The organism is Streptomyces sp. NPDC047117 (genome assembly GCF_040643545.1).
GTDB lineage: Bacteria > Actinomycetota > Actinomycetes > Streptomycetales > Streptomycetaceae > Streptomyces.
This window is the reverse complement of the sequence record NZ_JBEYUN010000006.1, coordinates 115,338-142,326: the sequence shown is the minus strand read 5'-3', so window position 1 is coordinate 142,326 and position 26,989 is coordinate 115,338. Positions and strand designations below refer to the sequence as shown.

The 26,989-nt window shown below is 72.6% G+C and carries 22 protein-coding genes; 8 read left to right on the top strand and 14 right to left on the bottom strand.

The genetic code is table 11. From position 1 onward, the window contains the following. Positions 1 to 4: 4 nt before the first annotated feature. From ABZ840_RS13505 to ABZ840_RS13470, 8 genes are read right to left on the bottom strand one after another with little or no spacing between them, the layout of a single operon-like run. Entirely contained in the window at positions 5 to 2,041 is a 2,037-nt protein-coding gene (locus tag ABZ840_RS13505) for an NADH-quinone oxidoreductase subunit L (RefSeq protein WP_361558132.1), read from the bottom strand. Next, positions 2,038 to 2,412 carry an NADH-quinone oxidoreductase subunit NuoK gene (gene nuoK, locus ABZ840_RS13500; protein WP_361558129.1) on the bottom strand — a complete coding sequence of 125 codons (375 nt, stop codon included), beginning with the start codon at positions 2,410 to 2,412 and terminating at the stop codon, positions 2,038 to 2,040. The genes ABZ840_RS13505 and nuoK overlap by 4 nt, the downstream gene beginning before the upstream one ends. Continuing rightward, on the bottom strand, positions 2,412 to 3,026 hold the full coding sequence (locus tag ABZ840_RS13495) for an NADH-quinone oxidoreductase subunit J (RefSeq protein ID WP_361558126.1): 615 nt from the start codon (positions 3,024 to 3,026) through the stop codon (positions 2,412 to 2,414). Before ABZ840_RS13495 ends, nuoK begins: the two co-directional genes overlap by 1 nt. Next, positions 3,023 to 3,622: an NADH-quinone oxidoreductase subunit I gene (locus tag ABZ840_RS13490; protein WP_361558123.1), complete on the bottom strand. Its 600-nt coding sequence runs from the start codon at positions 3,620 to 3,622 to the stop codon at positions 3,023 to 3,025. The genes ABZ840_RS13495 and ABZ840_RS13490 overlap by 4 nt, the downstream gene beginning before the upstream one ends. After that, positions 3,622 to 4,587, bottom strand: a complete 966-nt coding sequence (locus ABZ840_RS13485; RefSeq protein ID WP_361558120.1) for a complex I subunit 1 family protein — start codon at positions 4,585 to 4,587, stop codon at positions 3,622 to 3,624. Before ABZ840_RS13485 ends, ABZ840_RS13490 begins: the two co-directional genes overlap by 1 nt. Then, positions 4,584 to 5,984, bottom strand: coding sequence for an NADH-quinone oxidoreductase subunit C (locus ABZ840_RS13480; protein ID WP_361558117.1), 1,401 nt, complete (start codon positions 5,982 to 5,984; stop codon positions 4,584 to 4,586). Before ABZ840_RS13480 ends, ABZ840_RS13485 begins: the two co-directional genes overlap by 4 nt. Beyond that, entirely contained in the window at positions 5,981 to 6,742 is a 762-nt protein-coding gene (locus tag ABZ840_RS13475; protein ID WP_361558114.1) for an NADH-quinone oxidoreductase subunit B family protein, read from the bottom strand. Before ABZ840_RS13475 ends, ABZ840_RS13480 begins: the two co-directional genes overlap by 4 nt. Further along, entirely contained in the window at positions 6,733 to 7,134 is a 402-nt protein-coding gene (locus ABZ840_RS13470) for an NADH-quinone oxidoreductase subunit A (RefSeq protein WP_052864802.1), read from the bottom strand. Before ABZ840_RS13470 ends, ABZ840_RS13475 begins: the two co-directional genes overlap by 10 nt. 242 nt (positions 7,135 to 7,376) lie before the next feature. Between ABZ840_RS13470 and ABZ840_RS13465 the strand changes: the two genes are divergently transcribed. The 6 genes from ABZ840_RS13465 (at position 7,377) to rarD (ending at position 15,747) form a co-directional block, all read left to right on the top strand. Beyond that, a complete protein-coding gene (locus ABZ840_RS13465) occupies positions 7,377 to 8,570 on the top strand; it encodes a sensor domain-containing protein (protein WP_361558110.1) in 1,194 nt (397 codons plus the stop codon). A gap of 178 nt (positions 8,571 to 8,748) precedes the next feature. Continuing rightward, a complete protein-coding gene (locus tag ABZ840_RS13460; RefSeq protein ID WP_361558107.1) occupies positions 8,749 to 10,086 on the top strand; it encodes a sensor domain-containing protein in 1,338 nt (445 codons plus the stop codon). Between the two features lie 257 nt (positions 10,087 to 10,343). Beyond that, the gene (locus tag ABZ840_RS13455) at positions 10,344 to 11,003 is read left to right on the top strand and encodes a response regulator transcription factor (protein WP_361558805.1); all 660 of its coding nucleotides are present in this window, start codon (positions 10,344 to 10,346) and stop codon (positions 11,001 to 11,003) included. A 332-nt stretch (positions 11,004 to 11,335) separates the two neighbouring features. Further along, positions 11,336 to 13,306, top strand: a complete 1,971-nt coding sequence (locus tag ABZ840_RS13450; protein WP_361558104.1) for a 2-oxoacid:acceptor oxidoreductase subunit alpha — start codon at positions 11,336 to 11,338, stop codon at positions 13,304 to 13,306. Then, positions 13,299 to 14,393 carry a 2-oxoacid:ferredoxin oxidoreductase subunit beta gene (locus tag ABZ840_RS13445; RefSeq protein WP_361558101.1) on the top strand — a complete coding sequence of 365 codons (1,095 nt, stop codon included), beginning with the start codon at positions 13,299 to 13,301 and terminating at the stop codon, positions 14,391 to 14,393. Before ABZ840_RS13450 ends, ABZ840_RS13445 begins: the two co-directional genes overlap by 8 nt. A 343-nt stretch (positions 14,394 to 14,736) precedes the next feature. Beyond that, the gene (rarD, locus tag ABZ840_RS13440; protein ID WP_361558098.1) at positions 14,737 to 15,747 is read left to right on the top strand and encodes an EamA family transporter RarD; all 1,011 of its coding nucleotides are present in this window, start codon (positions 14,737 to 14,739) and stop codon (positions 15,745 to 15,747) included. Positions 15,748 to 15,801: 54 nt separating this feature from the next. On the opposite strand, the gene ABZ840_RS13435 is transcribed toward rarD, so the two are convergent. From ABZ840_RS13435 to ABZ840_RS13420, 4 genes are all read right to left on the bottom strand, one after another. Continuing rightward, positions 15,802 to 16,752 (bottom strand): ABC transporter permease, encoded by a 951-nt coding sequence (locus ABZ840_RS13435; protein ID WP_361558095.1) that lies wholly within the window; start codon positions 16,750 to 16,752, stop codon positions 15,802 to 15,804. Continuing rightward, positions 16,739 to 17,800 carry an ABC transporter ATP-binding protein gene (locus ABZ840_RS13430; RefSeq protein ID WP_361558092.1) on the bottom strand — a complete coding sequence of 354 codons (1,062 nt, stop codon included), beginning with the start codon at positions 17,798 to 17,800 and terminating at the stop codon, positions 16,739 to 16,741. The genes ABZ840_RS13435 and ABZ840_RS13430 overlap by 14 nt, the downstream gene beginning before the upstream one ends. A 111-nt stretch (positions 17,801 to 17,911) precedes the next feature. After that, entirely contained in the window at positions 17,912 to 19,168 is a 1,257-nt protein-coding gene (locus ABZ840_RS13425; protein WP_361558089.1) for a sigma-E factor regulatory protein RseB domain-containing protein, read from the bottom strand. 201 nt (positions 19,169 to 19,369) lie between these two features. Continuing rightward, a complete protein-coding gene (locus tag ABZ840_RS13420) occupies positions 19,370 to 20,383 on the bottom strand; it encodes a polyprenyl synthetase family protein (RefSeq protein ID WP_361558086.1) in 1,014 nt (337 codons plus the stop codon). A 248-nt stretch (positions 20,384 to 20,631) separates the two neighbouring features. On the opposite strand from ABZ840_RS13420, the gene ABZ840_RS13415 reads away from it, so the two are divergent. Both ABZ840_RS13415 and ABZ840_RS13410 read left to right on the top strand, forming a co-directional pair. Continuing rightward, positions 20,632 to 22,104, top strand: a complete 1,473-nt coding sequence (locus tag ABZ840_RS13415) for a peptide MFS transporter (protein WP_361558083.1) — start codon at positions 20,632 to 20,634, stop codon at positions 22,102 to 22,104. 20 nt (positions 22,105 to 22,124) lie between these two features. Next, complete coding sequence (locus ABZ840_RS13410; protein WP_361558080.1) at positions 22,125 to 24,122, top strand: CocE/NonD family hydrolase; 1,998 nt, start codon at positions 22,125 to 22,127, stop codon at positions 24,120 to 24,122. A 61-nt stretch (positions 24,123 to 24,183) separates the two neighbouring features. Here ABZ840_RS13410 and ABZ840_RS13405 read toward each other — a convergent pair whose 3' ends face one another. Further along, positions 24,184 to 25,383: an NAD(P)-binding domain-containing protein gene (locus tag ABZ840_RS13405; RefSeq protein ID WP_361558077.1), complete on the bottom strand. Its 1,200-nt coding sequence runs from the start codon at positions 25,381 to 25,383 to the stop codon at positions 24,184 to 24,186. Between the two features lie 141 nt (positions 25,384 to 25,524). After that, complete coding sequence (locus ABZ840_RS13400; protein ID WP_361558074.1) at positions 25,525 to 26,778, bottom strand: ATP-grasp domain-containing protein; 1,254 nt, start codon at positions 26,776 to 26,778, stop codon at positions 25,525 to 25,527. Positions 26,779 to 26,989: the final 211 nt, after the last annotated feature.

Sequence of the window (26,989 nt, the reverse complement as noted above, 5' to 3'; positions counted from 1 at the left end):
AGTGTCAGGCTCCCGTGCCCGTAGCGACGAGGACGGCGGCGACGGCCAGCACGAGTGAGCCCGCGAGCAGCGCGCCGAGGTAGGTCTGCACGTTGCCGGTCTGCGCCCGGCGGACGGCCGTGCCCAGCCAGCGGGCTCCGGTGCCGGCGCCGTGCACGTACGTGTCGACGACCTCGCGGTCGAGGAAGCGGACGAGCCGGGCGGCGGCACGTACGGGCCGGACGAAGAGCGCGGTGTAGACGGCGTCGAGGTGGAAGCCGCGGGTGGCGGAGGCGTGCAGCGGGCCGAGCAGGAGACGGCCCGGGTCGGCCGGGTCCGGCGCTCCGGCGTTGTCGCCGTACGCCGCGGCGTGCGTGGCGATGGCCTCCTCCTCGGAGACCGCGGGGGCGGCGTCCGGGTCCACCGCGACCGCGCCAAGGGGTGCGCGGGCGGCGACCGCGGTCGTGTGCCGCCAGGCGCCGTACATGATCAGCGCGCCGGCCAGCGCGAGGCCGGTGCCGAGGACGGAGGTGACCAGGGTCGGCGTCAGTTCGTTGCCGTCGAACCAGTCGGGGAGGACGGGCGCGGCGATGCCGAACGCGGCGGTGGGAATGAAGAGCACCCACAGCACGGCGTTCATGACCAGCGGCTGCTTCCCGTGGTCGGGGGCCTCCTGCGGGCCGCGGCCGAAGAAGGCGAGCAGCCAGAAGCGGGTCGCGTAGGCGGCCGTGAGGAGGGCGGTGAGCAGACCGGCGATCAGGACGGTCCAGCCGGCGGCGGTCGGTACGGAGCCGAGGTGGTCCTGGGCGGCACCGCCGAACGCGAGGTGGGCCTCGCCGACGGCGGCGTGCTCGGCCGCGCCGAGAACGGCCTCCTTGGAGAAGAAGCCCGCGAAGGGCGGGATCGCGGCGAGCGCGAGCAGCGCCACGGTCACCGTCCAGAAGGCGTCGGGGATGCGCTTGGACAGGCCGCGCATCCGCGACATGGCGGCGAGCGAGTTGGTGCCGGCCGCGTGGATGATCACGCCGGCGCCCAAGAAGAGCAGTGCCTTGAAGGCGCCGTGCGAGAGGAGGTGGAAGACGGCCGCGCCGCGGTCGCCGACGGCCAGCGCGCCGGTCATGTAGCCGAGCTGGCCGACCGTGGAGTACGCGAGGACGCGCTTGATGTCGTCCTGGGCCAGGGCCGCGAGCGCCGAGCCGACCATGGTCACGGCGGCCATCACGGCGAGCACGACCAGCGCGGCGGCGGACGCCGCGAAGACCGGGAGGAGCCGGGCGATGAAGTAGACACCGGCCGCGACCATCGTGGCGGCGTGGATCAGCGCGGAGACCGGCGTGGGGCCGGCCATCGCGTCGGGCAGCCAGGTGTGCAGCGGGAACTGCGCGGACTTGCCCGCGACACCGGCGAGCAGCAGCAGCGCGACCAGCGTCGGGTGGTGCAGCTCGCCGCCGGCGACGGCGTTCAGGATGCCGGTGATGCGGAAGGTGCCGGCGTCCGCGGCCAGCGCGAAGAGGCCGAAGAGGAAGGGGACGTCGCCGAGCTTGGTGACCAGGAAGGCCTTGAGGGAGGCGGACCGGGCGGCCTCGGTCTCCCAGTAGTGGCCGACGAGGAAGTACGAGCAGATGCCCATGATCTCCCAGCCGACCAGCAGCACCATCAGGTCGCCGGAGTAGACGACGAGCAGCATCGCGGAGGTGAAGAGGGAGACCAGCGCGGCGTAGGACGCGTAGCGCGGGTCGTCGCGCAGATAGCCGGTGGAGTAGACGTGCACGCACGTGGCGACGACACCGACGAGCACCGCCACCAGAGCGGCGAAGCCGTCGATGTGCAGGGCCAGCTCGATGGGGACCGAGCCGGTCGGGGTCAGCTCCGTCGCCGCGTCGACGGCCGCTCCCCCGCCCTGCCGTACGGCCACGACGACGGCCAGCACGGCCGCGGCGAGGGTCGGCAGGACGGCCAGCGGCCGCACGAAACCGGGCGCGCGCCGTCCCAGGAGGAGGCCGAAGGCGGCGCCGAGGAACGGCAGAAGGGGGACGAGGACGGCGGTGGTCGTGGTCGTCACGCGGCGGCCTCCGCCTGCTGGTCGGACGGGTGGTGCGCAGGCTCGTCCGCGGTGTCTCCGGCGGGGCGCTCGGCGAGGTCGGTGAGCCGGTCGACGTCGGAGCTGCCGCGGTTGCGGTACACGAGCAGGACGATCGCGAGGCCGATGCCGATCTCGGCGGCGGCGACGGCGATCGTGAAGAGGGTGAGCGCCTGGCCGGCGTGCAGGGCGTCGCGCAGCCAGACGTCGAAGGCGACGAGGTTGAGGTTGACGGCGTTGAGCATCAGCTCGACGGACATCAGGACCAGGATCGCGTTGCGCCGGGCGAGGACGCCGTAGAGGCCGACGCAGAACAGGAGGACGGCGAGGACGGCGGGGTAGGCGAGATGCATCAGCGCTGTCCCTCTCGGCGTGCGGTGTCGGGCACGGTGGCCGCGGCGGCGCCCGGTACGGACCGGCCGTCCGGCGTGTCCGTCCCGTCCTTGCGGGACAGGACGATCGCGCCGACGAGGGCGGCCAGCAGGAGCACGGACAGCGCCTCGAAGGGCAGCACCCAGTGCTGGAAGAGGCTGCGCCCGGAGACCTCGGTGGAGCCCTGGACGGCGTCGAGGTCGATCCAGGACGCCCGGAAGGCGTCGACGACGACCCAGACGAGGACCGCGGCGGAGGCCACGGCCACCAGGAGCGCGGCCCAGCGGTTGCCGGAGTCGGCGTCCGGGGAACGGCCGATGGGCGCCCTGGTCAGCATCAGTCCGAAGAGGAGGAGGACGACCACGGAACCGACGTAGATGAGCACCTGCACCCACGCGATGAACTCCGCGGTGAGCAGGAGGTACTCCACGGCGATCCCGCCGAGGGCGACCACCAGCCATAGGGCGGCGTGCACCAGCTGCTTGGTGGTGACGGTGACCACGGCCGCGCCGAGCGTGACCAGGCCGACGAGGAGGAACGCGATCTCCACTCCGCTGGGCGTCAGGAAACCGTGGCTTGCGGCGGCGAGCGTCACGCTTCCTCCCCCTCGGCCGGGCCGGCTCCGCCGGCCTGCTCGGCGGCCTGCCGGGCCTCCTCGGCCTCCTTGGCCTGCTGCGCGGCCAGCTTGTCGGCGGCCTTCTGCGCGGCGGTGATCTCCTTGGGCTGCTCCGCGCCCGGGTCGAGCGCGGGCGGCTCGGGCACCGTCCACATCCACTCGCGCAGCTTGTCGCGCTCGTGGGTCAGTTCGTGGATGTCGGTCTCGGCGTACTCGAACTCCGGCGACCAGAAGAGGGCGTCGAACGGACACACCTCGATGCAGATCCCGCAGTACATGCACAGCGAGAAGTCGATGGCGAAGCGGTCGAGCACGTTACGGCTGCGCTCGCGGCCCCCGGGGGCGGCCGGCGGCACCGTCTCCTTGTGGGAGTCGATGTAGATGCACCAGTCCGGGCACTCACGGGCGCACAGCATGCAGACCGTGCAGTTCTCCTCGAACAGCCCGATGACACCACGGGTACGGGGCGCCAGCTCGGGCTGGACGTCCGGGTACTGCTCGGTGACCGTGCGCTTGGTCATGGTCCGGAGGGTCACGGCGAGGCCCTTGGCGAGGCCGGAGCCGGGGATGCCCATTACGAGATCACCACCTTGATGACGCCGGTGAGGGCGATCTGGGCGAGAGCGAGCGGGATGAGGCAGGTCCAGGCGAGCTTCTGCAGCTGGTCCTCGCGCAGACGCGGGTAGCTGACCCGGAGCCAGATGACGCCGAAGGCCAGGACGACGGTCTTCAGCAGCATCCAGAGCCAGCCGAGCCCGTCGGCGCCGAAGGGACCGTGCCAGCCGCCCAGGAAGAGGACCGCGGTCAGCGCGCAGAGCACGACGATGCCGGCGTACTCCGCGAGCAGGAAGAGCGCGAAGCGGAGCCCGGTGTACTCGGTGTACGCGCCGAAGATGATCTCCGAGTCGGCCACCGGCATGTCGAACGGCGGGCGCTGCAGCTCCGCGAGCCCGGCCGTGAAGAACACCAGGCCGCCGACGATCTGCCACGGCACCCACCACCAGTGGAAGGCGTCGAGGATGCCGGGGAGCGACAGCGTGCCCGCGGCCATCGCGACGGACGCGGCGGCGAGCAGCATCGGCAGCTCGTACGCCAGCAGCTGCGCGGCCGTACGGAGACCGCCGAGCAGCGAGAACTTGTTCGCCGACGCCCAGCCCGCCATGAGGGAGCCGAGAACGCCGACGCCCATCACCGCGAGCACGAAGAAGACGCCTGCGTCGAGCGCCTGTCCGACCGCGTTGCCCGGGCCGACCGGGATGGCGATCAGTACGAGGAGATACGGCAGCAGGGCGATGGCGGGCGCGAGCTGGAAGATCCTGCGGTCGGCGCCCGTCGGGACGATGTCTTCCTTCTGCGCGAACTTCACGCCGTCGGCGACCAGCTGCGCCCACCCGTGGAAGCCACCGGCGTACATCGGGCCGAGACGGCCCTGCATGTGCGCCATGACCTTGTGTTCGGTCTGCCCGATGACCAGCGGGAAGACGAGGAAGACCACGAAGACGGCGAGCACGCGGAGCACGATCGCGAGCGTGTCACTCATGGGGTGCCGCCTCCTGTCTCGTCCTTGGGGGCGTCCTCGCCCTCGGGGGCGTCCTCGCCCTCGGGGGCGTCCTTCTTGGGGGCCTCGGTCTCGGAGGACTCCTTGGCGGGCTGCGCCTCGGGAGGCTCCGGCTCGGAGGATTCCGCCCCCGAGGACTCGGCCCCCGGGCTCTTCGCCTCGAACGCGGGACGCGCATGGTGCCACGGTGCGTCCGAGGAGCGCGGAGCGGTCCGCGGGGCGGTCCGCGGGGCGGACGCCGCCGTACCGGTCTCCGGCGCACCGGCCTCAGGTGCACCGGTCTCCGACGTACGGGCCGGGTCGGCCGCCGCTTCCTTGGCGGCCTCGGCGGCCTTCGGGGCCTCCGTGTCCTTCGGCGGCTCGACGCCCTTGGACTCGGGCTTCTCGGTGGCCGCCGCGGCCTGCTGGCTCGCCGAACCGGCGCTCGCGCTGCGCGTCCGGCGGGCCGGACGCTCGCCGGCCGCACCGGCCGCCGCCTCCCGGCCCGCACCGGCCGCCCGGCCGGCCCCGGCACGCCCCGCGGCACCGGCACCGCCGGCCGCTCGGGCGCCGCGGGCGGCCCCGCGTGCCGGACGCGCCGGAACGGGCGGCAGCTGGCCCTTGAGCGGGCCCCACTCGTTCGGGTCGGGGACGCCCGGCGGCAGCATCTGGCGGCGCTTGGGGCCGCCGTGCTCGGACTCGCCCGGCTCCTTGGCACCCGGCCACGCCTTGGCGACCCGCGCGGCGAGCACGAAGTCCTTGCGCAGCGGGTGGCCTTCGAAGTTCTCGGGCAGCAGCAGCGGCGTGAGGCCCGGGTGGCCGGCGAACTCCACGCCGAACATCTCGTGCGTCTCGCGCTCGTGCCAGCCCGCGCCGGCGTACACGTCGATCGCCGTGGGCAGTACGGCCTTCTCGTGCGGCACGGTCGTCCGTACGAGGAGCCGTCGGGCCCCGCCGGGGCGGGACACGTCGGCGACGTGCGCGCAGACGCGGAAGCCGGTGCCGGGCTCGTCGACGGCGCTCAGCCAGTCGAAGTACGTGCAGCCCAGGGCGTCCCGGGCGGCGGTCAGCGCGCCGGTCCAGGCGGCCGCCGGTACGTCGACGGTGAGCAGGCCGTACGCCTCCTCGGCCGTGGCCCCGGCACCGAAGATCCGCTCGGCCGGCTCCGGCAGCCACCCCACGGGAGGCGCGGGAGGAGCGGGCGGGGCCTCGGCAGTCTCGGCGCCCTCGGGCGCTTCGGTGTTCTCCGCTGCCTCGGCGGACGCCCCTTCGGGGGCCGCGCCCGTCGCCTTCTCGGGTGCGGCGTCCTTCGCCTTCTCGGAGGCCGTGCCCGACGCACCCTCAGGTGCCGCGCCCGTCGGCTCCTCGGGCGTGCCCGGCTCTGGCGGCTGGGCCGTCATCGGGTGTCCTCCCCGGTCTGCTCGGACGGCGGCTGCTCGGTGGTCTGTCGCCCGGCGTCCGGCTGCGCGGCGTCGGACTGCCCGGCGTCCGGCTGTGCGGCCGACGGCCGGTCCGTCCCGGCGGGCGGCGCCGGCGGGGCGACCAGGCCGCTGCGCAGCGCATCGGTGGACGCCCGGCCGGCGCGCTTGCCGGCCTTACCGGCCTTGCCGCCGTGGCCGTAGCGCTCGCCCAGCGACTCGCGGGCGATCTTCTCCTGGAGCTTGAGGATGCCCTGGAGCAGCGCTTCGGGGCGCGGCGGGCAGCCCGGTACGTACACGTCCACCGGGATGATCTGGTCGACGCCCTTGGTGACGGAGTACGAGTCCCAGTACGGGCCGCCGCAGTTGGAGCAGGCCCCGAAGGAGATCACGTACTTCGGCTCGGGCATCTGCTCGTACAGCCGCTTCACCGCGGGCGCCATCTTGTCCGTGACGGTGCCGGACACGACCATCAGGTCGGCCTGGCGCGGGCCGGGCGCGAACGGGATCACGCCGAGCCGGATGAAGTCGTGGCGCGCCATGGAGGCGGCGATGAACTCGATCGCGCAGCAGGCGAGCCCGAAGTTGAAGACCCACAGGCTGTAGCGGCGGCCCCAGTTCAGGACCACCTTCATCGGTTCGGGGGCCAGACGGGCCAGCGGGCCGAGGCGGCGCGGCTCGGGCAGGAGCTCGGGGCCCGGCGAGGCTCCGTTGGCCGCGGAGGCGGGGGTCACGTCCATTCCAGGACGCCCTTCTTCCATGCGTAGAGCAGGCCGACGGCGAGGAAGCCGAGGAAGATGAACATCTCCACCAGCGTGATGCCGCCGAAACCAGGGGCGGCGTAGACCGTCGCCCAGGGGAAAAGGAAGATCGAGTCGACGGCGAAGATGACGTACAGGAACGCGTAGACGTAGTAGCGGACCTGGGTGTGCGCCCAGCCCTCCCCCACGGGGTCCACGCCGCACTCGTACGTGAGCAGCTTCTCGGGTGTGGGCACCACTGGACGCATCAGCCGGCCCGCCCCGAAGGCCACGGCCACGAAGAGCACACCGATCACGGCGATGAGCCCGACGGCCGAATAGCCCTGGAAGTAGTCCGCGGCGCTGATGGTGCGTACGGTCGTGTCCGGCACGTCCGCCCCTCGCTCCCTGACTGCTCGTGTGCAGCGGGCCGCCTTTTACGCCCCGTAGGCGCCCGGCCACCCCTCTGCAACCGCTTTCGCCGAAATTTTTCGACGATCTGTACGCACGGGAGTCTAGGCCCTGCGCGGCTCCAGCCGAGCAGTCCCATCTGCGGGAAGGTGGGGATATCCCCACTTCGCCCCACCTATCCACCCCATGGCACCGGGCCGCGCGGCCCGGCAAGCTGACCGGCATGACGGTGACCTCCGACCCCGGTACGCACGCCGACGCCTGCGTTGACGACGGCGTGGCCCCGGCCCCGCCCCCGCCCCGCGCGGCCCTGAGTGCCGCCACCTGGCGGGAGGTCGCGCATCTGCTGTGCAACCTGCCGGTGGCGGTGGTGGCCTTCGGGCTGCTGGTCGGCTGCCTCGTGGCGAGCGTGGGGATGTCGGTCACGGTCATCGGGCTGCCGCTGCTCGTACTGGTGCTGCTGGGCTGCCGGCAGTACGGGAGGCTGGAGCGGGCCAGGGCCCGCGTGCTCCTCGGGGTGCGCGTCGGCCGGCCGAGCCCGCCGCTCGTCCGGGAGCCGGGCTTCTTCCCCTGGCTGTGGGCGCATCTGAAGGACCCGGTCGGCTGGCGGCACGCGCTGCACGCCTTCGTGCGGCTGCCCTGGGGCGTCCTCACCTTCACGCTGACCTTCGTGTCGCTCTTCGTGGCCTGGCCGGCGCTGCCGTGGCTGGCGCGCTGGCTGTCGAACGTGGACCGGGCGCTGGTACGGGGGCTGCTGTCGCCCTCCGACGAGCTGGAGCGGCGGATCGCGGAGCTGGAGTCGGGGCGGGGCGCGGTCGTGGACACCGCGGCTGCCGACCTGCGGCGCATCGAACGCGACCTGCACGACGGTGCGCAGGCCCGCCTCGTGGCACTGGCCATGGGCCTCGGGCTGGCCAAGGAGAAGCTGCTGGAGGACCCGGACGCGGCGGCCCGCATGGTGGACGAGGCCCACGGCGAGGTGAAGCTGGCCCTTCAGGAGCTGCGCGACCTGGCCCGCGGCATCCACCCGGCGATCCTCACCGACCGCGGCCTCGGGCCGGCCCTGTCGGCACTCGCGACGCGCTGCACGGTGCCGGTCACCGTCACGGTGGACATCGGGGCGCGGCCCGCGCCGGCCATCGAGGGCATCGCGTACTTCACCGTCTCCGAGCTGCTGCAGAACGTCTCCAAGCACGCGGCCGCGCGCAGCGCCTCCGTGGAGGTGTGGCGGTCCGGGGACCGGCTGCTGCTCCAGGTGCGCGACGACGGGCGCGGCGGGGCGCGGCCGGCCGCGGGCAGCGGGCTGGCCGGCCTGGCCGACCGGCTCGGCTCGGTGGACGGGCTGTTCGTCCTCGACTCGCCGGCGGGCGGGCCGACGCAGGTCACGGCCGAACTGCCGTGGCGCAGCGCGCCCTGAAGACCGCCTGTAGCGCGGGGTGGGGAAAACCCGAGGTTCAAGACGCCGACCGGCTCCATGTCCCCTCCGCCCCGGAACGGACAAGGTGGACGTACGCGACCACCGAAGCGCCCGCCACCCGGCACCCGGGGGCGACCACAAACACTGCATACCGGCAGAACGGACGGGACGAGACGCCATGGACACCGCATACGGCCCGACACCCCGGGCACCGCACGCCCCCGAAGGGCACGGCACGCGCCGCATCCCCTTCGTACTGCGCGCGCCCTTCTCCGGCCGTACCTGGCGGGAGTTCCTGTACCTGCTGCTCAGCCTGCCGGTCGCCGTCGTGATGTTCAGCTACGCGGTCACGATGTTCTCGCTCGGCGCGGGGCTGCTGATCACCTTCCTCGGGATACCGGTGCTGGCCGCCGGCCTCGTCGGCTGCCGCGGTCTCGGCGCCGTGGAGCGGATACGGGCGCGGGCCCTGCTCGGGCTGGACGTCCGCGCCCCGGAGCCCGTGCGGACCGCCCGGCCGGGTCTCATGAGCCGGGTGGGCGGCGTCCTCAAGAGCGGGGTGTCCTGGCGGCACTTCCTCTACTGCCTGCTGCACTTCCCGTGGGCCGTCTTCGCGTTCTCCGTCGCGGTGACGCTGTGGACGGCCGGCTGGAGCCTCCTCACGTACCCGCTGTGGCGCTGGGCCTTCCCGATGTACCTCGGCCAGGACGGCATCCAGCTCTACGGCGACGGGACGCACGGCGCCTACCTGGACACCCCCGGCGAGATCGCCGTGACCAGCGTCGTCGGACTGCTCCTCGTCCTGGTCTGGGGCGGGACGGTGCGCGGCCTGAGCCAGGTGGACCGGCTGCTGGTGCACGGGCTGCTCGGCCCCTCGCGGCTGGCCGACCGGGTCACGGAGCTGGAGTCGGACCGTACGGCGGTGTCCGAGACCGCGGCGGCCGACCTGCGGCGCATCGAACGCGACCTGCACGACGGCGCGCAGGCCCGCCTCGTGGCCCTGGCCATGGACCTGGGGCTGGCCAAGGAGAAGTTGCAGGAGGATCCGGAGGCGGCGGCCCGCATGGTGGACGAGGCGCACGGCGAGGTGAAGATCGCGCTGCAGGAGTTGCGCGACCTGGCCCGCGGCATCCACCCGGCGATCCTCACCGACCGCGGCCTGGGCCCGGCGCTCTCGGCGCTCGCCGCGCGCTGCACCGTGCCGGTGGAGGTGAGCGTGGACCTGGCGGCGCGGCCCGCCGCTGCGATCGAGGGCATCGCGTACTTCACGGTCTCCGAGCTGCTGCAGAACGTCTCCAAGCACGCGGCCGCGGGCAGCGCGTCGGTCGACGTGTGGCGGACCGAGAACCGGCTGATGGTGCTGGTCTCCGACGACGGCCGGGGCGGCGCGCACACCGGATCCGGCAGCGGTCTGGCGGGACTGGCCGAGCGGCTGGACGCGGTGGACGGGCTGCTGGTCGTCGACTCGCCGGCGGGCGGGCCGACGGCGGTCACGGCGGAGCTGCCCTGGCGCGACTGACACCCGGGGGAAGTCGGCCGGCCGGGGCGGGAGCGCCTCGCGCGGCGGAGGGGGAACACCCGCCTCCGCCGTTCGGCGTACCGTGCCCGCGGGCCGGTGATCGTACGGCTTTTCGCCCGCTCACGCGGCCGTCCACAACCGGCCATTCCGAGTTATCCACAACCCGCACGGTGATCCGACGCACACGTCCGAATCCTGGGATGCTGAAGCACGTCGAACCAGAACGGGGTGGGGGAGCCGAGATCGTGGAGAACAGCGTGCGGGTGGTCATCGCCGAGGACTCGGTGCTGCTGAGAGAAGGGCTGACGCGGCTGCTGACGGACCGGGGGCACGAGGTCGTCGCGGGGGTGGGGGACGCCGATGCGTTGATCAAGGTCATCGGGGAGCTGGCGGACGGCGGGGAGTCGCCGGACGTGGTCGTTGCGGACGTCCGTATGCCACCGACACATACGGACGAGGGCGTGCGCGCCGCGATCCGGCTCCGTCGGGACCACCCCGACCTGGGAGTACTGGTGCTGTCGCAGTACGTCGAGGAGCAGTACGCGACGGAGCTGCTGGCCGGTTCGAGCCGGGGCATCGGCTATCTGCTCAAGGACCGGGTAGCAGAAGTGCGTGAGTTCGTCGACGCGGTGGTGCGGGTGGCGGAGGGCGGCACGGCCCTCGACCCCGAGGTCGTCGCCCAGTTGCTGGGCCGCAGCCGTAAGCAGGACGTACTGGCCGGTCTCACGCCGCGGGAGCGTGAGGTGCTGGGACTGATGGCCGAGGGGCGGACGAACTCCGCGATAGCCCGGCAGCTGGTGGTGAGCGACGGCGCGGTGGAGAAGCACGTCAGCAACATCTTTCTCAAGCTCGGCCTGGCCCCGAGTGACGGGGATCACCGCCGTGTGCTTGCGGTACTCACCTACCTCAATTCCTGATCGCCTGACACCCTGTCAGTCAATGGCGCCGGTGCGGGGGGCGTCACTCCGACACGGAGTACGGAGCGCTGAACCAGCGTTGAAGCACGGAGCGTCTACAGAAGAAGCCGCGGGGGGCGGATAATTCATGACGAAGTACGACAGAGCGGCACCTCGCTCGCGCGTCCACGATGCGAGCACGGCGTCTCATTTTCACGTCCACCATGTGATCGCCTCCAGGAAGGCGACCCTTACAGACGTACGATGGCCGTGGGACGACAGGTCCGCACGATGCGTCCCGGATGCCCTGCCCACGGCGGGGACACCCAAGGCCCCGAGGGAGGTCCGAAGCAGTGACCAGCCAGGTCAGTAGCCCAGCCGACAAGACCGACGGTGCACTCGCGGGAGAGCGGTCGCACGCCCCCGCGACGGAGAACGGCGCCGGCAAGGAGGTCCGCCGGCTGGACCGGGTCATCATCCGGTTCGCGGGCGACTCCGGTGACGGCATGCAGCTCACGGGTGACCGGTTCACCTCCGAGACGGCCTCGTTCGGCAACGACCTGTCCACGCTGCCGAACTTCCCCGCGGAGATCCGCGCCCCCGCCGGCACGCTGCCCGGCGTCTCCAGCTTCCAGCTGCACTTCGCCGACCACGACATCCTCACGCCCGGTGACGCGCCCAACGTCCTGGTCGCGATGAACCCCGCGGCGCTGAAGGCCAACCTCGCGGACGTGCCACGCGGCGCGGACATCATCGTGAACACCGACGAGTTCACCAAGCGCCCGATGGCGAAGGTCGGTTACACCACCAGCCCGCTGGAGGACGGCTCGCTGGAGGCGTGGAACGTCCACCCGGTGCCGCTCACGACGCTGACCATCGAGGCGCTCAAGGACTTCGGCCTCTCCCGGAAGGAGGCCGAGCGCTCCAAGAACATGTTCGCGCTCGGCCTGCTGTCGTGGATGTACCACCGCCCGACGGAGAGCACCGAGGCGTTCCTGCGGCAGAAGTTCGCCAAGAAGCCGGAGATCGCGGAGGCCAACGTCACCGCGTTCCGGGCGGGCTGGAACTTCGGTGAGACCACGGAGGACTTCGCGGTCTCCTACGAGGTCGCGCCGGCGACGAAGGCGTTCCCGACGGGTACGTACCGCAACATCTCCGGCAACCTCGCGCTGTCCTACGGCCTGGTCGCCGCGGGCCGCCAGGCGGACCTGCCGCTCTACCTCGGCTCGTACCCCATCACCCCGGCCTCCGACATCCTGCACGAGCTGTCCAAGCACAAGAACTTCGGTGTGCGGACGTTCCAGGCGGAGGACGAGATCGCGGGCATCGGCGCGGCGCTGGGCGCGGCGTTCGGCGGCGCGCTGGCCGTGACGACCACCTCGGGCCCGGGTGTGGCACTGAAGTCGGAGACGATCGGCCTGGCCGTCTCCCTCGAACTGCCGCTGCTGATCGTGGACATCCAGCGCGGCGGGCCGTCGACGGGCCTGCCGACCAAGACCGAGCAGGCCGACCTGCTCCAGGCGATGTACGGGCGCAACGGCGAGGCGCCGGTGCCGATCGTGGCGCCGCGCACCCCGGCGGACTGCTTCGACGCGACGCTGGACGCGGCCCGCATCGCGCTGACGTACCGCACGCCGGTCTTCCTGCTCTCCGACGGCTACCTGGCCAACGGTTCCGAGCCGTGGCGCATCCCGGAGGTCGACGAACTGCCCGACCTGCGCGTGCAGTTCGCCACCTCGCCCAACCACGAGCTGGCGGACGGCACCGAGGTCTTCTGGCCGTACAAGCGCGACCCGCAGACCATGGCCCGGCCGTGGGCTGTGCCGGGCACTCCGGGCCTGGAGCACCGCATCGGCGGCATCGAGAAGCAGGACGGTACGGGCAACATCTCCTACGACCCGGCCAACCACGACTTCATGGTCCGCACCCGGCAGGCCAAGATCGACGGCATCGAGGTGCCCGACCTGGAGGTCGACGACCCCTCGGGCACCGCCGACACCCTGGTCATCGGCTGGGGTTCGACGTACGGGCCGATCACCGCGGCCGTACGCCGGGTGCGCCGCGCCGGCGGCGAGATCGCCCAGGCCCACCTGCGTCACCTCAACCCCTTCCCGGGGAATCTCGGTGCGGTGCTGGGGCGTTACGACAAGGTGGTCGTCCCCGAGATGAACCTGGGCCAGCTCGCCACGCTGCTGCGGGCGAAGTTCCTCGTGGACGCCCAGTCGCACACCCAGGTGAGCGGGATGCCGTTCAAGGCGGAGCAGCTCGCCGCCCACCTCCAAGAGGTAATGAAGCAGGGCCCGAAGGAGGCCATCAATGACTGAGACGATCGCGGAGGGTGCGGCGCAGATCGAGGCGCTTTCCCTGGTGCCCAAGGCCGAGGCCAAGCAGTCCATGAAGGACTTCAAGTCCGATCAGGAAGTGCGCTGGTGCCCCGGCTGTGGCGACTACGCCATCCTCGCCGCCGTGCAGGGCTTCATGCCCGAGCTCGGGCTGGCGAAGGAGAACATCGTCTTCGTCTCCGGCATCGGCTGTTCCTCCCGCTTCCCGTACTACATGAACACCTACGGGGTGCACTCCATCCACGGCCGTGCCCCGGCCATCGCCACGGGCCTCGCCTCGTCCCGGCGCGACCTGTCGGTGTGGGTGGTCACCGGTGACGGCGACGCGCTCTCCATCGGCGGCAACCACCTCATCCACGCCCTGCGGCGGAACGTCAACCTCAAGATCCTGCTGTTCAACAACCGGATCTACGGGCTGACCAAGGGGCAGTACTCGCCCACCTCCGAGGTCGGCAAGATCACCAAGTCGACGCCGATGGGGTCGCTGGACGCGCCCTTCAACCCGATCTCGCTGGCGATCGGCGCCGAGGCGTCCTTCGTCGCGCGCACCGTCGACTCCGACCGCAAGCACCTCACCTCGGTGCTCCGCCAGGCCGCGGAACACCCGGGCACGGCGCTGGTGGAGATCTACCAGAACTGCAACATCTTCAACGACGGCGCGTTCGAGGCGCTGAAGGACAAGGAGCAGGCGCAGGAGGCCGTGATCCGGCTGGAGCACGGGCAGCCGATCCGGTTCGGTTCCCCTGCCGAGGACGGCCTGGGCTCCAAGGGCGTCGTGCGGGACCCGGCCACGGGCGACCTGCGGGTCGTCGACGTCACCCAGGAGGGCACGGCGGGCGTGCTGGTGCACGACGCGCACAACCCCTCCCCCACCACGGCCTTCGCCCTCTCGCGGCTCGCCGACGCGGACACCCTGCACCACACGCCCATCGGCGTGCTGCGCAGCGTGGACCGGCCCGTCTACGACACGGAGATGAGCGACCAGCTGGACGCCGCCATCGAGCAGAAGGGCAAGGGAGACCTCGCCACCCTGCTCGCCGGCAACGACACCTGGACGGTCGTCGGCTGACGTCCCACGGGGCGGCCACGGCCGCCGCCTTCTCCCGGCTGCCCGGGACCGGTACGCGTACCGGTCCCGGGCAGCGGTGCGTATGGCCGGGGGCCGCCGCGTGTGGCCGGAGGGGGCGGCCGCGTGCCGGGGGGCGGCCGCGTGTGGCCGAGGCCCAACCGTACGTGTCCCCGCGCCCACCCTGGCCGTCCGCCCCTCGCCGTCCCGCCCCTCGCCGTCCGTCCCTGCCCGGATCCGGATCTGTAACGACCGTATTTGAGATACGGGCATGACAGGCGGGGCGAGCGGCGCTACCTTTCGGAGAGCCGCGCCGTACCGCGTCCGTCCCGTCCAGGAGGAACCCTTGTCCGCTCAGTCCGACCAGCGCACCGGCCTGGCCTACGGCTTCGTCGCGTACGGCCTGTGGGGCTTCCTCCCCCTCTACTGGCACCTGCTGTCCGCCGCCTCCGCCACGGAGATCCTGGCCAGCCGCATGGCCTGGTCGCTGCCGGTGGTCCTCGTCATGCTGGCCGCGCTGCGCCGCTGGTCGTGGATACGCCCGCTGCTGCGGCAACCGAAGCGGCTCGGCCTGATCGTGATCGCGGCCGCCGTCATCTCGGTCAACTGGTACCTCTACATCTGGGCGGTCAACACCGGCCACGTGCTGGAGGCGTCCCTCGGCTACTTCATCAACCCGCTGGTCAGCATCGCCTTCGGCGTGCTCTTCCTGCGGGAGCGGCTGCGCCCGCTGCAGTGGACCGCGGTGGGCGTCGGCACACTGGCGGTTTTGATCATGGCCATCGCGTACGGCCGGGTGCCGTGGATCGCGCTCGCGCTCGCGTTCTCCTTCGCCACGTACAGCCTGGTGAAGAAGGGGATCAAGCTCGGCGGGATCGAGGGGTTCAGCACGGAGACGGCGATCCAGTTCCTGCCCGCGCTGGCCTGCCTCGTGCTGCTCGGCGTGCGCGGCGAGTCCGGCCTCGTCAGCGGCGGCATCGGCCAGGCCTTGCTGCTCGCGGGCAGCGGCCTCGCCACCGCGCTGCCGCTGATCGCCTTCGGCATGGCCGCGGTCCGGCTGCCGCTGTCGGTGCTCGGCATGCTCCAGTACCTCGCGCCGACCTTCCAGTTCGTGCTGGGCCTCACCGTCTTCCACGAGACCATGCCGCCCGAGCGCTGGGCGGGCTTCGCCCTGGTGTGGCTGGCCCTGGCCGTCCTGACCTGGGACGCGCTGCGCACGGCCCGCTCGTCCCGGGCCGCGCTGGCCACCGCCCGCGCCTCGGCCGCCGAAGCGGTGGCGGAGGGCGCCGGACCGGAGGCCGTGGCGGAGGCGGCCGCCACCGAACCGTCCCCGTCCCCGTCCCCCGCCAAGCCGTAACCGGCCAGGGGCCAGGCGCCAGGGCCAGGGGCCACGCCCCTCGCCGACTCCCCCTCAGGCCGTCACGTCCCGCGCGGTGAAGCGGGCCCACGCCGCCGAGCCGAAGATCAGTACGTAGACCGCCTGGAGGCCCAGGTTGGTGCGGATGTCGTCCCAGTAGACCGGGTCGCGCAGCAGGTCGGCGAAGCTCAGCCAGTAGTGCGGGAAGAGGTAGGGCTGTACGGGCGCCAGCTGGGGGAGGGTGTCCAGGATCTGCACGGTGATCACCAGCCCCACCGTCGTCGCCATCGCCGCGATCCCGCTCCCGGTGAGCGTGGAGACGAACAGGCCCAGCGCCGCCACCCCGGTCAGCGACAGCGCGACCGTGCCCGCGACGGCGAGCGCCCGCAGCAGGCCCTCGGCGAACGGCACGGCCGTACCGGACAGCAGCGTGACCTCCCCCAGCGGGAACAGCAGCGCGCCGACGGCCAGCGCGGAGGCCGCCACCACCAGGGTCGCGGCCAGCGAGAACACCAGCGCGGTGACGTACTTGACGAGCAGCAGGCGGGTCCGCCCGGCCGGCGCGACCAGCAGGTACCGCAGCGTCCCGGCGCCGGCCTCGCCCGCGACCGCGTCCCCGGCGACCACCGCCAGCGCCATCGGCAGGAACACCGGGAGGGTGGCCGCGAGCGAGGTGAAGACCAGGAAGAGGCCGTTGTTGGTCACCAGCGAGATGAAGGCCGGGCCGCCCCGTCCGCCGTCCGCGGTCTGGACCCGTACCGCGATCCCGACCAGGACCGGTACGCAGGCCAGTACGGCGAGCAGCATCAGCGTGCGGCGCCGCCGGAACGTCGTACCGAGCTCGTTGCGCAGCAGGCCGAGCGACCACAGCGGGCGCGGGGCACGCACACCGGGCACGCCCCGGTCCCCGACCGCCGCCCGGCCCGCCGTCCCGTCCGCCGCCCGATCCGGCGTACGCGCCCGGCCACGCCCCTTCCCCCGCACCGCCGTGTCACCCCGCGACATCGAAGCCCTCCCCCGTCAGTGCCACGAAGACGTCCTCCAGTGAGGCGCGTTCGGTCCCGAAGCCGCGGACGCGTACCCCGGCCGCGACGAGCGCGGCGTTCAGTTCGGCCGGATCCGGCTCCTCCCCGCCGGGCCCCGGCGGCAGCTCCCCGGTCACCCGGCCCCCGGTGACCACGAGGTCGGAGAGGCCCTGCTCCTTGAGGACCCGTACGGCGTCCGCGGTGTCCGGGGTGGTGACGGCCAGCCGGCCGCGCGCCCCGGCCGCGAGTCCGGCGACCGTGCCCTGGGTGATCAGCCGGCCGCGGGACATCACCGCGGCGTGCGTGCAGACCTGCTCGATCTCGTCCAGGAGGTGGGAGGAGAGGAAGACGGTCGTGCCGTCGGCGGCCAGTTCGCGCACCAGGCCGCGGATCTCGCGCATGCCCTGCGGGTCCAGGCCGTTGGTCGGCTCGTCCAGGATCAGCAGCTCGCGGGGCTGGAGCAGGGCGGCGGCGAGCCCGAGCCGCTGCTTCATGCCGAGCGAGTACGCGCGGGCCCGCTTGCCGGCCGCGGCGGCCAGACCGACCCGCTCCAGGGCCGCGGCCACCCGCGCCGAACGGGTGCGGGGGTCGGCCGTCGGGTCGGCGGCGTCGTACCGCAGCAGATTGGCCCGGCCGGTGAGGAAGCCGTAGAGGGCCGGGCCCTCGATGAGCGCGCCGACCCTGGGCAGCACCCGCCGCGCGGCCGCCGGCATCGGCTCGCCGAGCAGCCGGGCGCTGCCCGCCGTCGGCCGGACGAGCCCCATCAGCATGCGGATGGTGGTGGTCTTGCCGGAGCCGTTGGGGCCGAGGAAGCCGAAGATGCTGCCGGGCGGTACGGACAGATCGAGTCCCTCGACGGCCGGCCGCCCGCTCCCGTACGTCTTGGTCAGCCCGCGCGTCTCGATGACGGGCGGACCGGCCCCGCCGCCCTCCGGTTCCGAGCAGGCCTCCCGTTCCGAGCAGGCCTCCCGATCCGGGCCGGCCTCCGGTGCCGCTCCACGGTCCCCGTCCGACGACGGTGGCGCCATGCACTCCCCCACTGCGATCCGGGGCCGGGGGCGCCGCCGCGCACGAAGTGCGGGCGCGCCCCCGGCCGTCCGCCGGGATCACCGGGTGGCGGCCGGGTGCCACCACCGCGGTCACTTCGCCGCGTTCGCCGCCTTGACCAGGGTCTGCCGGTCGACGGCGCCGACGTAGACCGTGCCGTCGTCCGTCATCAGGGCGTTCACCAGGCGGGTGCTGAAGACGTGCCCGGAGCCGAACGAACCGGTCACCTTCTCGCCCATCGAGTCCAGGAACTTGGCGGCGTCGCCGGCCGCGCCCGGCTTGCCCCCGGGGGCCGCCTTCTCGCCCTGGCCCTTGCCGCCGCTGTCGATCTTCGCGATCGCGGTCCAGCCGTGGCCGATGACGTCCATGCCGCCGGAGTCCCGGCCGCCCGCCTCGCCCAGACCGTGCGGCAGGCCGCCGGGAAGCTTGTTCGGACGGCCCTCGGCCTTGCGGTCGTGCTGCGTACGGACCTCGTCGCCGTCGATGACCTTCGCGTCCTTGGGCGGCTTGAACGCGAACGTGCCCGCCTCGGGCTTGGCGAAGTCCACGGAGGTGAAGCCCGCCTCGACGACCGGTGCGCCGCCGCTCTTCGGGGCCAGCGTGAAGCGCAGCGGTACGCCGTTCTGCGCGTCGACCGCGACGCGGATCGAGCCGACGGTCGAGCCGGACTGCTTGGGCTTGATCAGCAGCTGGTAGGCGTCCCGGCCGGCGACCTTGGCGGTGCCGTCGACGGTGACCGACGTGGTGTCACCGGCCGCCGCGAGCGCCTGCTCGGCGAGCTTCTGCGGGGTCATGTCCCCCATCGACCGCGGCGCCGCGTGCTTCTCGGCCTTCGGGCCGGTGGCGCGGAAGGCGGTGTTGCTGCCGCTGTCGTACGCCCATACCTTGTCGCCGTTGCGGACCAGGCTGTACTCGGCGGCCTTGTCGAGGAGCGACACCCGCTGCCGGTCGGCGCCGTCGGCGGCCACCCGCAGCGTGTGCGTACCGGAGGCCAGCTCCATCAGCTTGTCCCTGGGGTCGGCGGCTTTGCCGTCCTCGTCCCCTCCCGCGCCGCCGAACGCACCGGCGCTCATCCCGCCGGGCAGCTCCGGCAGGCCGAGGTCGGTGCTGATCCGTACGGTGCCGGACAGCTGCTGCACGTCCGACGCCGCTGCCTTGGCGATGAGGTCCTGAACGGATATCTCCGGCAGGTCGGGGGATCCGGCGAACGCCGGGACCAGCCCGATCGTCGCCGCCGCCACCCCCGCCACCGCGACCGGAACGCCGTAGCGGACGACCTTGCTCCGCCGCGGCCGGTCCCCTCCGTCGTCCCATTCGCCGGTGATCCGTGTCGGTTCGTTCCGTGGCATGTGCTCTACCTCCGTCGTAGGCGGCGGTCCCGTCCCGATGCACTCGTCCACACCTCGGGCTCATTGTGGCCCGCTCCGCCGTGGCGTGGTGGTGTCAATGCCACCAAATCCGCCAACACAAAGCGTCAGCCCCGGGGCTGGAACGGTGTACTGCTGAAGGATGAGACCACCCCTGAGAAGAGGGGAGGCCGGCCGCCGGGCTCAGCCCGCCCGGTGCACCACCGCGTCGCACAGCTCCTGGAGCGCCGTCTTGGCCGGGCACTCCGGCAGCGGCACCAGCGTCGCGCGGGCCTCCTGCGCGTACCGGACGGTGTCGCGGCGGGCCTGCTCCAGGGCGGGGTGGGCGCGCAGTCCGGCCAGCGCCTCGGCGTGCCGGGCGTCGTCGGTGAGGTCCTCCTCCAGCAGGGCGGCCAGCGCGCGGTCGGCGTCGGTCGCCCGGTCCGAGGCGGCGAGCGCCCGGAGGTGCAGGACCGGCAGCGTCGGGATGCCCTCGCGCAGGTCGGTGCCGGGGGTCTTGCCGGACTCGTGGGAGTCACTGGCGATGTCCAGCACGTCGTCGGCGAGCTGGAAGGCGGTGCCCAGCCGCTCGCCGTACTGCGTGAGGATGTTGACCGTGGACTCCGCGGAGCCGGCCATCATCGCGCCGAAGCGGCAGGCGACGGCGATCAGCGAACCGGTCTTGCCGGCGAGGACGTCGAGGTAGTGGTCGACCGGGTCGCGGCCGTCGCGCGGTCCCGCGGTCTCCAGGATCTGGCCGGTCACCAGCCGTTCGAACGCCTCGGCCTGGATGCGGACCGCCTCCGGGCCCAGGTCCGCCAGCATGTGCGAGGCGCGCGCGAAGAGGAAGTCGCCGGTGAGGACCGCGACGGAGTTGTCCCAGCGGGCGTTGGCGCTGGGCACACCGCGGCGCACGGCGGCCTCGTCCATGACGTCGTCGTGGTACAGCGTCGCGAGGTGCGTCAGCTCCACGACCACGGCCGAGGGCACCACGCCCGGGGCGTGCGGGTCGCCGAACTGCGCGGCGAGCATTCCCAGCAGCGGCCGGAAGCGCTTGCCACCTGCGCGGACGAGATGCTGCGCGGCATCGGTGATGAACGGCACGTCGCTCTTGGTGGCCTCCAGCAGGCCCTCCTCGACAGCCGCCAACCCGGCCTGGACATCGGCCTCAAGAGCCTGGTCCCGCACGCTCAGCCCGAAGGGCCCGACGACGGTCACGAGGGTTACTCCTGTCTGCTGACGATCAAACTGATTGTCGATCTGTCGCTGTCTCCACCATTGGCCAGCGTATCCGGTCCCAGTTCGATCACCGTGAGCGCCCGCCCGTCTCCATGGTCCCCGCGGCCGACGGGCCGCGCGGCCCCGGGCCCGGTATGTTCTTGATCACCCAAGGTTGTGGGTTTTGTCCGCGGAGGAACGGAGAGCAGAAGCAAGTTAATCGCCCGCCAGCCCCAGGAGCCACACCCGTGTCCGGACCACCGCACCCTCGCGACGACCGTTCCTTCCTCGGCCACCCACGAGGCCTGCTGACCCTTTCGGGCCTGGAGGTCTGGGAGCGGTTCTCCTTCCTCGGCATGCAGGCCATCCTGGTCCTGTACTTCGCCGACACGGTCGCGCACGGCGGACTGGGCATGGCCGAGAACACCGCCGCCTCGGTCACCGCCGCCTACGGCACCCTGGTCTACCTCGTCTCGGTCGCCGGCGGCTGGCTCGCGGACCGGATGCTCGGCTCCTACCGCGCGGTCCTGTGGGGCGGCGCCCTCATCGCCTGCGGCCACTACTCCATGGCGGTGCCCACGGCCGCCATGACCTGGGTGGGTCTGGGACTGATCATCGCCGGTACGGGCCTGCTGAAGCCGAACGTCTCGACCATGGTCGGCAAGCTCTACGCCACCGAGGACGAGCGCCGGGACGCCGGCTTCGCGCTGTACTACATGGGCATCAACATCGGTGCCTTCCTCGCCCCGCTGATCATCGGCTGGCTGGGTCAGAAGCAGGGCTGGCACTGGGGCTTCTCGGCCGCCGCAGTCGGCATGACGCTGGGCCTGGTCCAGTACATCGCGGGCCGCAAGGGGCTCGCGGGCCGCAAGCACAGCGCGGAGTTCGCCCTCCCGCAGTCGGCGATGCGCCGCGCGACCTGGCTGATCGCCGGCGGCTGCGTGCTGGTCGCCGCCGTCGCCACGGGCCTGGCCCTGGCCGGCTGGCTCACCATGGACCGCACCGTGGACGTCCTGACGGTGATCTCGGTGCTCGCGCCCGTCGCCTACTTCGTGGTGATGTTCCGCAGCCCCCGGGTCAGCACCGAGGAGCGCGGCCGGCTCCGCCCCTACCTGGTGCTCTTCGCCGCCTCCGTGGTCTTCAACTTCGTCCTCTTCCAGTCGTACTCGACGATGACGCTGCTGGCCGCGAACCATGCCGACACCGAGATCCTCGGCTGGGAGTTCCCCTCCACCTGGTACAACTCGGTGCTCGGCGGCGCCGAGGTGCTGCTCGCGCCGGTCGTCGCGGCCGTCTGGGTCAAGCTCGGCAGGCGCCAGCCGCACGCCTCGCACAAGATCGCGTACGGCGTGATCCTGGGCGGGCTGTCCTTCCTCGTCATGGTCCCCGCCACGCACGGGCGCACCGGCGACTGGAAGATGGCCGCCTGGTGGATCCTGATCTCCTTCGTGCTGCTCGGCCTCGGCGACATCCTGCTGGAGACCACCGGCATGTCCGCGACGACCAAGCTCGCGCCCGCCGCCTTCGCCAGCCAGACGATGGCCCTGTGGTTCCTCTCGCTCGCCCTGGCCAACGGCATCCAGGCACAGGCCGTGAAGTTCTTCGGTGAGATCTCCGACGAGCTGTACTTCGGCCTCAACGGCGCCTTCGCGGTCGTCGTGGGCCTCGCGGTGATCGCCGCAGGGCCGTGGCTGCGCCGCACCATGCACCCCGTCCACTAACGCTCATTGGACCTGCCCCCATGCACATCCGGACCGACTTCCCGCACCGGACGTTCCAGGAGGACGTCCGTATCCCCCTCCCGGACGGCACCCAGCTCTACGCCCGTGTCTGGCGCCCGTACGGCACGGAGCCCGTGCCGGCCCTCCTCGAATACCTGCCCTACCGGCTCAGCGACTGGACCGCGCCGCGCGACGCGCAGCGCCACCCCTACTACGCGGGCCACGGCTACGCCTCGGTCCGCGTGGACGTCCGCGGGCACGGCAACTCCGAGGGGCTGCCGACCGACGAGTACTCCGAGACCGAGCTGTCCGACGGCATCGCCGTCATCGAGTGGCTGGCCGCGCAGCCCTGGTGCTCCGGCAAGGTCGGCATGTTCGGGATCTCCTGGGGCGGCTTCAACAGCCTCCAGCTCGCGGCCCGCGCACCCGAGGCGCTGAAGGCGATCGTCACGGTCTGCTCGGCGGACGACCGCTTCGACAACGACGTGCACTACATCGGCGGCTCGCTGCTCGCCGTCGACATGCACGCCTGGGCGGCCACGATGCTCGCCTTCGTCTCCCGGCCGCCGGACCCCGCGCAGGTCGGCGACGGCTGGCGCAGGCAGTGGACCGACCGCCTCGAAGCGGTCGACCCGTTCCTCCACACCTGGCTCGGCCACCAGTCCCGGGACGCCTACTGGCAGCACGGCAGCGCCTGCGAGGACTACTCCGCGATCAAGGCGGCGGTGCTCGCCGTCGGCGGCTGGCACGACCCGTACCGCGACACCGTGCTGCGGCTGATCGAACACCTCGACGCGCCCGTACGCGGCCTCATCGGGCCCTGGTCGCACCAGTACCCGGACCGCGGCCTGCCGCCGGGCCCCGCGATCGGCTTCCTCCAGGAGACCCTGCGCTGGTGGGACCACTGGCTCAAGGGCGAGGACACCGGTGTCGAGGACGACCCGCTGCTGCGTTCCTGGATCAGCGAGTCGCACCCCCCGGCCACCGTCTACGACGAGCTGCCGGGCCGCTGGGTCGCCGACCCCGCCTGGCCCTCCCCGCACGTCACTCCGACCGCGCACACGCTGCCCGGCGACCGGCCGCTGCTCGTCCGCTCGCCCCAGCACACCGGCGTCGACGCGGGCCGCTACTTCCCGTTCGGCAACGACGCGGACCTGCCGCCGGACCAGCGCGAGGAGGACGGCCGCTCGGTCTGCTTCGACCTGCCGGAGCTGACCGAGCGGGTGGAGATCCTGGGCCGCCCCCGGGTCACCCTGCGCCTGACGTCCGAGGTGCCGCGCGGCCAGGTCATCGCCCGCATCTGCGACGTGGCGCCCGACGGCTCCTCGACGCTGGTCACCCGCGGGGTGCTCAACCTGCTCACCCGGCACGGCCGGGACCGGGCCGTCGAGTGGATGCCGGGCACGACCGAGGACGTGACGTTCGAGCTGAACGGCATCGGGCACGCCTTCCCCGCCGGGCACCGCATCCGCGTCGCGCTCTCCTCCGCGTACTGGCCGTGGGTCTGGCCGCACGCGGGCAGCGAGGCCGGCTGGACGGTCGACCCGGCAGCCAGCTCCGTCGAGCTGCCGGTCCGTACGCCCCGGGCCGACGAGCCGGAGATCACCTTCGCGGAGCCGGAGCAGTCCGAGCCGCTGGGCGTGGTCTTCCCCGGCGGCGGTGACCAGCGCCCCGAGCGCAAGGTGATCCGGGACGTCGCGGCCGGCACCTGGACGCTGGAGGTCGACCCCCGGTACGGCGGCACCCGGATCTATCCGGACGGGCTGGAGTTCACCGAGGACGCGCTGGAGACGTACCGCATCGACAGCGCCGACCCGGAGAGCGCGGCGACCCGCTCGGACTGGTCGATCCGGCTGCACCGGCCCGACCTGGGCTGGGACGCCCGCATCGAGACCCGCTCGGAGATCACCACGGACGGCGGCGACTTCGTGACGGTGAACGAGGTCGTGTGCCGGGACGGCGAGGAGGAGATCTTCCGCCGCAGCTGGGAGCGCCGCATCCCGCGCACGGCGGTCTGAGCACCGGAGAACGGGCGGGCCCCGTACGGCAGTCGATGCCGTACGGGGCCCGGCTCTCGCGTCAGCCGCGCGTCTGAGCGATGGCCCTGGCCAACCGCGGCGAGGCGAACTCCGTGCCGCACACGAACCGCATCACCGGGCCGTAGCTGGCCGCCGCCGGCAGCCCCGTGAAGTACAGCCCCGGTACCGACGACTCGAACCCGGCGCCCAGCCGCGGCCCGCCCGCGCCCACCGCCAGCTCGGTCCGCAGCCCCTGGCCGAGGAAGTCCAGCGCGCCCAGGTCCACCCGGTAGCCGGTGGCCGCCAGCACATGGTCGGCGGACAGCTCGCCGTCGTACCCGTCGTCGCCCCGCAACGACAGCACCGTGCGGCCGCCCTCGACCCTGGCCCGGGCGATCCGGCGCCCCGCCGTCACCTGCACGCGGCCCACGAACCGGTCCCGCAGCCACCACGCGCCCAGCGGCCCCAGCACCCGCTTGACCAGGAACTGCCGCGACGGCGCGGGCAGGTAGCGGAAGCCGCCCGCGTGGTACGAGAAGGCGTACAGCGACCAGGCGTTGCCGAACGGCGTCTCGGGGCGCAGCTTGGGCTGCCGGTCCGGCGGCGCGCCGAAGCCGACCGCCTGCCGGCCCCGGGCCACCACCCGTACCGAAGCCCCGGCGTCCGCGAGCAGCACCGCGCTCTCCAGCGCCGACTGCCCGGCCCCCACGACCACGACCTCCCGGCCGGCGAACCCGGACAGGTCGGCGTGCTGGGAGCTGTGCGAGACGGGCCCGGTGGGGGACGGCCCGTCCGGTGCGGCATCGGCCAGTTCGGCGGGCACGTGCGCGAAGCCGGTGAGCCCGGTGGCCACGACCACGGCGCGGGCGCGGAACTGCTCGCCGCTGTCCAGCTTCAGCTCGAAGCCGTCGTGCTGCCGGTCGACGGAGACCACCCGGACCTCTTCCAGGTCCGGCACCAGCCGCTGCTGGAACCACTGCCCGTACCGGACGAAGGTCTCCACCGGGATGATGTCCCAGTCCGACTCGTACCGCCGCTCCCCCGCGGCCGCGCAGTAGTCGACGAGGGTGTGGCCGGGCTGCGGGGTGTCGATGCTCGACGCCGCCGGCGTGGACTTGAGGAGCATGCCGGCCGGCATGTGGTCGCTCCAGCTCACCATCGGGCGGCCGAAGGTGCGGACGGGTATGCCGCGCGCGCGGAGATGAGCGGCGGTGGACAGGCCGAAGGGGCCTGCGCCGATGACTGCTACCGGAGTGTTCACTCGGGTTTCCCTCCCCAGGGTGCTGCTGATCGTCGTGCTGCGTACTGCGTGCCGGACACGGCCCTGGGCCGCGCTGCCCGGAGCCGTGCGCGGGGTCAAAACGGCGGATGGCGCGGAGCGGTACGGGGCACCGTGCGGGCGTCAGCGGTCGTGGTGCCGGCCCGCCCGGCCGCGCCACAGCTGCCAGAGGTGCTTGGCCCCCGGGCGGACGAACCGCGCGAGCATGGTGAAGAACGGCTTCATGTCGTCGGCGGCCAGCCAGGCCAGCTCCGTGCTCGCCGGCCGGGCCGGGACGTGCGGCGTGGTGTAGCCGCTGCGGCGGTAGGCCAGCCAGGCGGGCAGGTCGATGTTCTCCACGACGAAGCGGTGCCCGTCGCGCTGTTCGGCCTCCGGGACCGCGCGCCCGGTCAGGTCCAGGTGCTGGGCGCGGACCACGTCCACCCCGGCCTCGTTCTCGAAGAGCCGGAACTGCGCGCCCATCCGCGGGTTGAAGTCCAGCAGCTTGTAGCGGCGGTCCCGCCGGTCGTAGCGCCAGTCCAGGTCGATGATGCCGCTGAAGCCGATGCGCTTGATGAACTGCGCGGTCATGTCGGCCAGTTCGGGGTTGTGCACGACGTACGCGCAGGCGGTCATGCCGGCGTGCGGCGGCCAGGAACGGACCTTCACCCCGGTGAACATCGCCGACGCCGCGCTGTCCGCGTCGAAGTACGCGTGCACGACCCAGTCCTCGGCCTCCTCGCGCGGGAGGTACTCCTGGAGGATCACGCCGGGGCGCGGGCCCCAGCCCTTGGCGAGATGCCGGAGGTGCGCCGCGTCCGCGATGCGTGTCGTGCCGTTCACCGCGGGCCGGCTGCGGCGCTGGAACGCCTCGCGGTTCTTGGCGACGACCGGGAAGCAGGCGTGCTCGGCGAAGTCCTCGATGTCCGCCTGCGTCTGCGGGAAGGCCGCCCGGGGGGACGGGATGCCGTGTTCGGTGCACAGTTCGTGCAGGCCCTGCTTGCTGGCCACTCTGCGGGAGAGCCCGGGCGGCGTGCGCGGGAAGAGGAAGCGGTCGCCCAGCACGTCGGCGTGCTCGGCGATCAGTACCGCGGCCTCCTCGTCGGTCGGTACGAGGACCGTCGGCCGGCCGATCCGGCGGCCGATCCGCAGCAGGCCGTCGACCAGCCGCTCCGGGTCCTCACGTCCGGTGGTCGGCCAGACGAACCGCCCGTGGAGGTACCGCGACGCCGCGGCGGGCGTGTATCTGTCCTCCGTGATCGCGTACATGGGCACGCCCAGCCGTCCCAGGCTGCGGATCGCCCCCACCCCGCCGTGGTGCAGCGGATAGTCACCAATTTTCACAATCAGCCCGGGCACGGTCCGGTCGACCGTGAACCGTGTGCTGGCATGAGCCACGTGTCCCCCCTACGGCCACAGCCCCACCCCGGCCGCGCCCCGAAAGGACGCTAGGACCCTCCTGGGGCGTTCGCCAATCCATTTCAGGACATTGCCAACACTTTATGTACGTCTCGGAAGGCCGGTACGAAACGGGCGCGTGCGACCCGACGGACGGAAGGTGTCCTCCGGGGTCATCGGGACGGTTGTCATGCGCGTGACTGCTAGCCTC